This window comes from uncultured Granulicatella sp., assembly GCF_938030755.1.
Taxonomy (GTDB): Bacteria; Bacillota; Bacilli; order Lactobacillales; family Aerococcaceae; genus Granulicatella.
The window spans coordinates 23230-33279 of sequence record NZ_CALHIF010000066.1 but is presented as its reverse complement, the minus strand read 5'-3'; the positions used below and the strand labels follow the sequence as shown (position 1 = coordinate 33279).

Sequence of the window (10050 nt, the reverse complement as noted above, 5' to 3'; positions counted from 1 at the left end):
AAAGTAAATTTAGTGGATGAAATGGATGTTCTAAATACTTTAGGAGATTTAATTCCGCCTCAACTATCAGTACGAGAAGCAAATCATTTATTACAAAATTTATATGAGAACGAATTAATATCAAAACGTGAAGCCCAAATGATGGCTTTGATGATGGAGAAGGACACGTTCCCAGTTTCTGTTAAAAATGGAGATGAAATTCGTAGTAATATGATGAAAAAATTAATCGATAACTTGAAGTATCGTTAGAAACAGAAAGGATAAAGTCCATGAGTGAAATTTTTACACCAAAAGCAAAAAGTGCGATGGTCTTAGCCGCTAGAGAAGCTATTTTATTTAAGCATCAGGCTGTTGGAACAGAGCATTTATTATTAGGATTAATCTTGGAACAAGAAGGGATTGCTGGTCATGTACTACGTGCAGCAGGCCTCACAGCAGAAATTGTTCGTACGGAAATCGAATCACTGACTGGATATGGCTCAAATCGTAAACAGATGGATCCTTATTTAATGCCTTATTCTCCTAGAGCTAAAAAGGTGATTTTATCTGCTACAGATGAAGCAAAACGCCTCGAAGTGCCGCAAGTAGGGACAGAACACTTATTATTAGCCCTATTACGTGAAGAAGTATTAGCAACGAAGATTCTTCGTGATAACCAAGTTGACCCTCAAGAATTAATGAAAGAAATCTATGGGAAAATAGGAATTCAACCAGCTAATTCAGGAGTTGCTAAAAGAAAAGCTCGCCAAGAATCTAGCCAAGAAGGAACACCTACATTAAATGGATTAGCACGTGACTTAACAGAACTAGCACGTCAAGGAAAGATTGATCCGGTAGTTGGTCGTGAAGAAGAAGTACGTCGTATTATACAAATTATTAGTCGTCGTACGAAAAATAATCCAGTCCTTGTTGGGGAACCAGGTGTTGGTAAAACAGCTATTGTTGAAGGGTTGGCTCAACGAATGGTTTCTGGTGAAGTTCCTGAAGAAATTGCAGAGAAGCGCTTAATGATGTTAGATATGGGTGCAGTTGTTGCTGGAACAAAATATCGTGGTGAATTCGAAGAACGCATGAAGAAAATCTTGGATGAAGTGTACCGTGAACAAGATGTGATTCTCTTTATTGATGAGTTGCATACGTTGATTGGCGCAGGTGGAGCGGAAGGTTCGATTGATGCTTCTAATATTCTAAAACCAGCGCTTGCACGTGGAGAAATCCAAGTCATTGGGGCGACAACGTTAGATGAGTATCAAAAATATATTGAGAAAGATGCTGCATTAGAGCGTCGATTTGCATCCATTCAAGTGAATGAACCGAGTGCAGATGATACCGTTGAGATCTTAAAAGGCCTTCGCAAACGTTATGAAGAGCATCACCGCGTAGAAATCACTGACGCAGCGATTGAAGCAGCAGTTCAATTATCAGTCCGTTATATTACGTCTCGTAAATTACCAGATAAAGCTATCGACTTGATGGACGAAACAGCAGCTAAAGCTCGACTAGATCGTAGCGGCAAACATTCTCCGCTTCAAAAACTAGAATTAGAAGTCGCAGAACTAGCACAGAAGAAAGACGATGCGATTCGTGAACAAAAATTCGAAGAAGCAGCTCGTTTACGCAAAAAAGAACAAGCCAAACGCGACAAGCTTGAAAAACTACGTCACAAAGTAGAAGTCGAAGCCAAACAAGAATTCGTTGCGGCCATTACTGAAGAAGATATTGCAGAAGTGGTATCTCAATGGACTGGTATTCCATTAAAACAAATGGAGAAAAAAGAAAGCGAACGTCTCGTTCACCTTGAAAAAGAATTGCATCAACGCGTGATTGGACAAGAAGAAGCTGTATCAGCAGTAGCTCGTTCGATTCGTCGTGCTCGTAGCGGATTGAAAGATCCAAAACGTCCAATCGGTTCATTCTTATTCCTTGGACCTACAGGGGTTGGTAAGACAGAGTTAGCTAAAACGTTAGCGGAAGCGATGTTTGGCGACCAAGATGCACTCGTTCGTATCGATATGTCTGAGTATATGGAGAAACACGCGGTTAGCCGTTTAGTCGGTTCGCCTCCTGGATACGTTGGATTTGATGAGGGCGGTCAATTAACAGAGAAGATTCGTAACAAACCTTATTCTGTGATTCTCTTAGATGAAATTGAAAAAGCCCACCCAGATGTGTTTAATATTTTATTGCAAGTTTTAGACGATGGACATCTAACAGATTCAAAAGGACGTAAAGTCGATTTCAGAAATACGATTCTTATCATGACTTCAAACCTTGGAGCGACGGCTTTAAGAGATGAAAAATCAGTTGGTTTCGGTGCAAAAAACGTACAACACGACCATACAGCAATGGAAAAACGCATCCGCGAAGAGTTGAAGAATGCGTTCCGTCCGGAGTTATTGAACCGTATCGATGAAATTATCGTCTTCCATAAATTGACGAAACCTGAATTACGTCAAATCGTTCAATTGATGACAAAAGACATTAAGACTCGTCTTGCGGAACTGAATATTGAATTGAAATTCACTTCTGGTGTGATTGATTTAATTGCGGAAGAAGGATTCGACCCAGAATACGGGGCACGTCCAATTCGTCGCGCGATTCAAAAGAAAATCGAAGACCCACTAAGTGAAGCACTCCTCAGCGGAGAAATTCGCTTCGGCCAAAAAGTGACAATCGGTTCTCAAAAAGGGAAAGTGACGATTAAAGAAACAAAAGTCGCTCCTAAAAAAGAAGCTGTAAAAGCGTAATATTATAATGAAAACAGCTACTTCTATGCTATATAGAAGTGGCTGTTTTTTAGTAACTTTGTTTTTGTAAGAGTAAGTGACAGAGCGTAAGGTCGTTCATATCCTTGACGTTGAGTCCGGTTTGTTCTGCAAAACGGTCGATGCGGTATTGTAAAGTGTTCCGGTGTAAGAATAATTTTTTGCTAGCTTTTGAGACGTTTCCATGGGCATCCCAAAGGGCTTCAACGAACTCTTTTACTTCCTCTACGTTTAAAAGAAGAAGTAGTTCATCCGCTATCGGAGCAATATCCACCAGTCCATTGGCGATTCCCCATAGAAGAACAGGTGAGAATTCTAGACAAGAGCGCTTATGAGAATGTAATAAATATTCAACAAATAGAGCTTTCTCGGCTTGGTACAGTAGTGGGGTATTCGTATTCGTTGCCCATCGGTTCCCAATAAAGATTTGCAGTTCTACCGCAAAGTCGTCTTCAATAGCGGATTTTACTTCAAAAAGAGTGCTAGCAAGAGCGGTTGAGACTTCCGGATTCACGACCAGCGTGTAATGATGGCGGAAGTTTTTGAAGATGGCAAGCGACCCAACGGTTAGGTTCTCGACGAATTCTAACCAGTCTTTTTCGTGAAAGACGCCTTCCTGTTTTGGAAAGACGGCTAAATGCACGCTTTGAATATAGGCGGTCTCGCTTGGAAGAGCCCCTTTTCCTTCTAAGTAGGCAAGCCAAGGATGCGTTGGAGCTGTTGTTTTTGTCGATTGTGTAGTTAATGTTTGAATGAGGAATCGTTCACGTTCAGATAAACTTTTTTCTAAGAGAAAAATCGTTTCGCCGTTCAACTCTACAGGAACAGCATTTTGAGTCGATTCTCCAAGAAGAGCATCTGGGAACAATTCTTTCCAAGTCTTTTTCATAAGAACTCCTTTTTGAACAGTGTTTGCCCTTTAAGTATACACGTTGTTTGGGGGAGAATAAAGGTACTTACACTATGAATTTTCAGAAAAATTGGGTAGAATAAAACATATAGTGAAATAAGGGGGATCCGAAATGTCAACAGAATGGTCATTAAAAGAAATTTACCCTTCATTTGAAAGTGAAGAGTTTCAACGTGACTTTGAACGTTTTTCAAACTTTAGAGAGGTATTCAACGGCTTAACGCTCGAAGATAACTTAGAATCTATCAAAGCAGCAATCACAGCGCTAGAAGAGTTCAGCGTCTTAAGCAACCGTCTTGGAAACTACATTAATTTAACATTAACTGCTAACACAACAGACGAAACAGCGAATAAATATCGTACATTATTCGGAAATGCGTATGCTGCGTTAAACAGTGCGTATACCAAAGTTTACAAATTTATCGGAAGCGTAGAAACTGATATCACTTCCGACGAAAATCTAAAAGACTACGAATTCTACTTTGCAGAAGCAAAACAACAATACAAACACCTATTATCCGATGAATTAGAAGATGTGATTGCGAAATTCTCTATCAGCGGTGGAGATGGTTGGGAACAACTCTTCGAAGCGATGACTTCAGGCGTTGAAGGCGAATTTAAAGGCGAAAAAGTAACCCTTAGCGAAATTCGTAATATGGCGTATGACGCAGATGCAGCGGTTCGTAAAGAGGCGTACGAAACAGAATTGAAAATGTACGATACGATTAAAGAACCAATCGCATTTGCTTTAAACAATATTAAACAACAAGTCCTAACAGAAACAAGCTTACGCGGTTTTGAATCACCCCTCGCACAAACATTAGAAGCATCTCGTATGTCTCGTAAAACATTAGATGCGCTTCTTGAAGCGATTCGCGAATACTTACCACAATTCCGCGCTTACTTAAAACATAAAGCTTCCCTCTTAGGTCATGAAAATGGATTACCATTCTACGACTTATTTGCACCAATCGGAGAAAGCTCACGTCGTTTCACAATCGAAGAGTCGAAAGAATTCTTATTAGAAAACTTTAAAGGGTTCTCAGAAGATTTAGCACAGATGACAAAAGAAGCATACGAAAATAACTACATCGACTTCTTACCACGTAAAGGAAAAGTGGGGGGCGCGTTCTGTAGCAATCTACCATTCATCAAACAATCACGTATCTTAACAAACTTCTCTGGCTCATTAAGCGACGTTGTAACAATTGCGCACGAATTAGGACATGCGTACCACGGTTTACATATCGAAAATCACCGTGTATTAAACCAAGAGTACTCAATGCCTGTTGCTGAAACTGCGTCAACCTTCAACGAAAATATCGTAATGAACACAGTGATTAGCCAAGCAAGCGATGCTGAAAAAGTAGCCTTATTGGAATCTCAATTACAAGATACAACACAAATCATCGTGGACATCTACTCACGTTACTTATTCGAATCAGCAGTATTTGAAAACCGTGAAAAGAGCTTTATGTTCTCGAAAGACTTAGAACAATTAATGTTGGATGCCCAAAAAGAAGCATACGGCGATGGATTAGATCCAGATGCAATGCATCCATATATGTGGGCTTGCAAACCGCACTACTACAGCAGCGGCTTAAGCTTCTACAACTTCCCATACGCATTCGGCGGATTGTTCTCTAAAGGGTTATATGCCATCTATCAAGAGCAACCTGAAGGATTCGTTGAGAAATATCAAGAGTTATTGCGTGCGACAACGGTGACTTCTGCGGAAGATACTGCGAAGGTGTTGGGCGTGGATGTTGAAGACAGCGCATTTTGGAAGAAAGCGTTGGCGCAAGTTGCCGACAACATCGAGCAGTTCATTACTTTAACGCCAGTAAAATAAAACAAAATATCTGACAGATTCATCCATCTTTTGATGGGGTGGATAAACCTTCGAGCATCAGTTTGAAGATTGAAAGAGTCATAGTGGGGTACCGGCTCGTGCCTGTAGTCACTCACCTTTGAAGCCTCAAAGAGGGAGTAAGGAATCAATTCCTAACTCCCTCTTATTCGTTTCAATACGATTTCCCACTATTCTTTCAATCCACTGATGCTCGTTTTGTTTATCCATCACACTCTACGCTTGGAGCAGCTAGATATTCTGTTTAATTTTTGTTAAGGCAACTTACGTATAAGACACTGGTGTTTACAATGTACTTCGAGTCCTTTCGGATATCTTCATAGCAATCATTATAGCTGTACCGGGCTGAGCCTTAAGTCTCAGCTCCTATCGAGCCTCAAAGTGACTCTAGGAAATAAGTTTCCAGAGTCACTAATTCGCATCGATTACACTCGCTATGATGATTGCTATAGAATTCGAAGGGGTTTTTCACTCTTTTTAAGAATATTCTATCCTAGTTGTGAATTTCCATGATTTGTATGCTAGTAATAAAATCAATAAAGATTCTATTCTGTTTGACACTAATAATAAAAGTATTTATAATAAGTGTACTTATTATAAGGAGGAATAATTATGGAATTTAGTTTTAGCTTAAAAATCCAAACAACTAAAGAAGAGGCTTGGGAGTACTATGCCAATATTGAAAAATGGTATACTTGGGAGGAAGATTTAAAAAATATTACTTTAAAAGGTAATTTTGAAACAGGTTCAAAAGGAATTATGGAGCTTGAAGGCATGCCTCCAATGGAATACGAACTTACCCATGTAAAAGTATTTGAAGAATTTTGGGATAAAACGGCTACTCCATTTGGGGATATACTTTTTGGACATCAAATTATCGATAATAATGATGGGAGTGTAATTATAAAACATTCTGTAAGCTTAGATAGTGAAGATATCCAACACTTGGAATTTTTAAAACAAGTTTTTTCAGATGTTCCAGACTCTATCTTTATCCTAAAAAAATACTTAGAAAGTTAAGGTGATCTTTGATTGTTTACATCAAAATATAAGAAGGATTCTGAGAAATCGACCGGTTTGCTATTTATGAGAGCCTATAATAAATGGCATTTTATGATTAAACAAGAACTAAAAAAAATTAACCTAACACATCCTCAGTTTGTAGTCTTAGCTGCACTTGCTTATTTATTGCAAACTGAAAATGAGGTTACTCAAGTAATGATTTCTAAACTTTCGGGAATAGATGTTATGACGGTGTCTCAAATATTAAGTTTGTTGGAAAAAAAGGATTTTGTAAAAAGACAAGAACATTCCAGAGATACTAGAGCAAAAGCCGTTATTTTGAACGAAAAAGCTGAATTAATATTAAAAGAAGCAGTACCTAAAATTGAACATATTGACGAAATGTTCTTTGGAAAATTAGGGAATGATGAGGATACTTTTAAGTATTATCTTGGAAGATTGAATGAGGAATAAAGAAACACCGGTTTAGCCGGTGTTTTTTTGTAAATGAAATATATAGGAATATCGTCTCCATTAAAAAGTTTTAAGCCTGTTTTTTTCTTTTGAAGAATTTGTAGATGAGGAATAACAGTTGGTGAAATAGAACAATTGCAAGGATATACAAGAGGCCCTCGTGAGTGATGAGGAATGCTTTTTTTGAAATATCAAAAGTTCCAACTAAGAAAGCAAGGATCATAGAGAGGCTTAAAGCGATTGATTTTTTCCACTCATGGAGGTTCGTATTTTTAACGGTCATTTTAAAAAGTGGAAACAGATAAATTCCAGATAGCAAAATACAACCAACAAATGATTGAAAATCAAATCGGAACACCCCGCCTTTAGGGGCTTTGCTAATGACATCCATGTATTTAGCCCAGATAAAAATAACTCCCCAAAGTATTCCGTATAAGGTATTCATTAAGATGATTTTTTTAAAAGAAGAATTCATGATAAACTCCTTTTGGTGATGGATTAGCTATTAGTATAATTCAAATTTTTTATTTATCGATTAAAACTCGATTCTTTTATGGGTTTTTTAAACGGTTATGGTTAGAGTTAAAAGTTTAAGATTGAAGATTTTTCTCACAAGGTGGTTGACAGAAGTGAGGTAGGGTAGTATATTGTAAAACGTAATAAATACGATTTAGAATATTTTTTGGGGAAATTCAATGAAATTACTAAAGAAATCACTCTTTATTGGAAGTGCGAGTATCGCTCTATTAGGCGGATTTGTGTGGGTGAATCAACAAGGCGCTGTGAAACAAGAAGAACCAGTTGCAGAGGAAACAACAAAAGAAGAAATCGATAAGGAGAAAATGGCAAAATACGAGAAAGCAGCTGAAGAAATTAAAAAGAATAAACCTAAAACTATTGTAGGTGAAGTTTTTACAAATGGTTATCTCAAAAAACATGGAGATCACTATCATTTTGTCTATGGAGAAGTCCCGAAAGATGCTATTTTCGAGCATAAAGATAGGAAGACATCTTATCCATTGAATTCTAAGGAGGACCATTATACTTTTGATTTCAAAGATGTTGTTGAGGAGAATGAGCTTGGATATGTGGTGAGACACGGGGATCATTACCACTTTATTTATAAAAGCCAATTGAATCAGACCGCTCATTCGTTATCTTCACCAGGTCTAGTTCAATCTAATTTTGGAGGAACAACAGGAGCATTCCTTTCAACACCTCCTTCAACTTCTAGAGAAGAGAATCGAGTACCGGATTCCTCTTCAAGTGAAAAACAATTTCCAGGAATTCATTATCCTACGAGTGATGGATTTTTATTTGATGGAAATCATATTATTGGAAAAACAAGCAAGTATTTATTAGTAGCTCATAATGGTAGTTTAAAAGATGTTCATGTAATTCCATATGAACAACTCGTAAATAGTCAATGGGAATATTTGATTCCTAAAGAAAACCTAGAAGAAGCCAGAGCGCGGTATTATGGTCGAAAGGTTGAGGAAGCACCCGAGAATAATCAACCAAATACCACGCAGGAAGTGACTCCTTCAGAAAATACGACTCAGGAGAATAAAGAGGAAAAAGAGTTAGAGAAAAAAATCGAGGAAAAAATTGCTCGAATTATGAAAGAATATGGGGTTAAACGAGACCAAATTGTAGTCGATAAGGAAAAAAATTCAATTATTTATCCTCATGGAGATCATCATCACGCAGAACCTATTGATGAGAGTAAACCGTTTAGCGGAGGGCATTCTCATCATGATTATGAAACCTCTAAACCAGAAGATGGAGTAGCCAAAAAACGGAATAATAAAGTGTATACTGGTGCGGAATTAGAAGAAGCAATTGCGCTGTTGAAAGCAAGCACCTTTAATAATCAGGCCTTTACTTTAGCCAATGGGCAGAAGCGTGTTTCATTCACATTTGCTCCGGGAATCGATGAAAAATTAGGGACGAATATGATTGTGAAACTCACGACTCCAGACGGACATCAACTAGAAAAGCTATCTGGGCGAGTGTTTGGAGATGGAGTTGGAAATATTGCCAATTTTGAACTTCTCAAATCGTATCTGCCAGGAGAGACGTTTAAATATAGTATCACTTCAAAAGATTATCCAGAAGTTCATTATGAAGGAACGTTCACAGTGACTGCATCTCTTGCTTATGAAATGGCTAGTCATACTATTTTCTATCCGTTTTATGCCGGGGACACTCATCTCAGATTGAAACCACAGTATAAGATTCCGGGAGGAACAGAAGCATTGGTCCGTGTGTTTGATGAGTTCCACGGAACACCATACTTGGAAAATAACTATAAAGTAGGGGAAATTCAGTTGCCGATTCCTGAAGCCTATAAAGGAGTCACTTCTACTCCGGGGAATGTCATTCGAGTGACTTTTATGGCGAACCCTTACGAAGAAAATGAATCATATTATGTGGTTGAAGTTCCAGTCTTAGATCCAAAACAAAAGACGGAAGAACCGGGAGTGCTCAAACAATTCCAAGAGCATGCGCAAAAAGATGCAGAAAAAACAGAACCATCCACAGCAAATACAGGGGAAAAGGGACAAGGAGAAAAAGAAAAACAACCAGAAGAGGCGCCGCAAAGTACTTCAGAAGAACCAAAGGAAACAACGAAAGAAGAGAAACCTTCAGACTTAACGTCTAAGCCAAGTGATTCGCAATCCCAACCTGAAACTCCATCGACTCCAAAGCCTCATGAAAATGAAGGTACAGAGCCTAGTTTAGATTCAGGAGAGAATGACGAGCCTGCAGTGGATCCTGTCCAAGAAAAACTTGCTAAGTTTGCTGCTAATTATGGGGTTGGATTAGATAGTTTAGTCTTTAATATGGATGGAACAGCGGAATTACGCTTGCCAGACGGAAGGGTCATTCCAATCAATATGGCAGATTTTACTAAATAAGAGGGTGTTAGAAAAAGGCGGTAGGGATACCGTCTTTTTTGATGGAAACAAAATATAAAGAATATTGTTGCTTTTTTATTAAATCGTATTGCATCCGTTTCTTAAGAG

General features: G+C 38.3%; 7 protein-coding genes and 1 pseudogene. 6 read left to right on the top strand and 2 right to left on the bottom strand.

The genetic code is table 11. The features are described from left to right. Window positions 1–249, top strand: a pseudogene (locus tag Q0594_RS07020) (CtsR family transcriptional regulator); the annotation flags it as partial. Between the two features lie 20 nt (window positions 250–269). After that, window positions 270–2747: an ATP-dependent Clp protease ATP-binding subunit gene (locus Q0594_RS07015; protein WP_298730798.1), complete on the top strand. Its 2478-nt coding sequence runs from the start codon at window positions 270–272 to the stop codon at window positions 2745–2747. A 49-nt stretch (window positions 2748–2796) separates the two neighbouring features. Here the strand turns inward: Q0594_RS07015 and Q0594_RS07010 are convergent, their stop codons facing one another. Further along, entirely contained in the window at window positions 2797–3654 is an 858-nt protein-coding gene (locus Q0594_RS07010) for a helix-turn-helix domain-containing protein (protein WP_298730797.1), read from the bottom strand. A gap of 133 nt (window positions 3655–3787) precedes the next feature. Here Q0594_RS07010 and Q0594_RS07005 point away from each other — a divergent pair, with 133 nt between their 5' ends. The 3 genes from Q0594_RS07005 (at window position 3788) to Q0594_RS06995 (ending at window position 7021) form a co-directional block, all read left to right on the top strand. Next, window positions 3788–5527 (top strand): M3 family oligoendopeptidase, encoded by a 1740-nt coding sequence (locus Q0594_RS07005; protein ID WP_298730794.1) that lies wholly within the window; start codon window positions 3788–3790, stop codon window positions 5525–5527. Window positions 5528–6157: 630 nt separating this feature from the next. After that, complete coding sequence (locus Q0594_RS07000) at window positions 6158–6565, top strand: hypothetical protein (RefSeq protein ID WP_005607059.1); 408 nt, start codon at window positions 6158–6160, stop codon at window positions 6563–6565. Between the two features lie 66 nt (window positions 6566–6631). Beyond that, entirely contained in the window at window positions 6632–7021 is a 390-nt protein-coding gene (locus tag Q0594_RS06995) for a MarR family transcriptional regulator (RefSeq protein ID WP_005607056.1), read from the top strand. A gap of 70 nt (window positions 7022–7091) precedes the next feature. On the opposite strand, the gene Q0594_RS06990 is transcribed toward Q0594_RS06995, so the two are convergent. Further along, a complete protein-coding gene (locus Q0594_RS06990; protein ID WP_298730787.1) occupies window positions 7092–7496 on the bottom strand; it encodes a hypothetical protein in 405 nt (134 codons plus the stop codon). Window positions 7497–7716: 220 nt separating this feature from the next. Here Q0594_RS06990 and Q0594_RS06985 point away from each other — a divergent pair, with 220 nt between their 5' ends. Continuing rightward, the gene (locus tag Q0594_RS06985) at window positions 7717–9942 is read left to right on the top strand and encodes a pneumococcal-type histidine triad protein (protein ID WP_298730785.1); all 2226 of its coding nucleotides are present in this window, start codon (window positions 7717–7719) and stop codon (window positions 9940–9942) included. The last annotated feature ends 108 nt before the right edge of the window (window positions 9943–10050 follow it).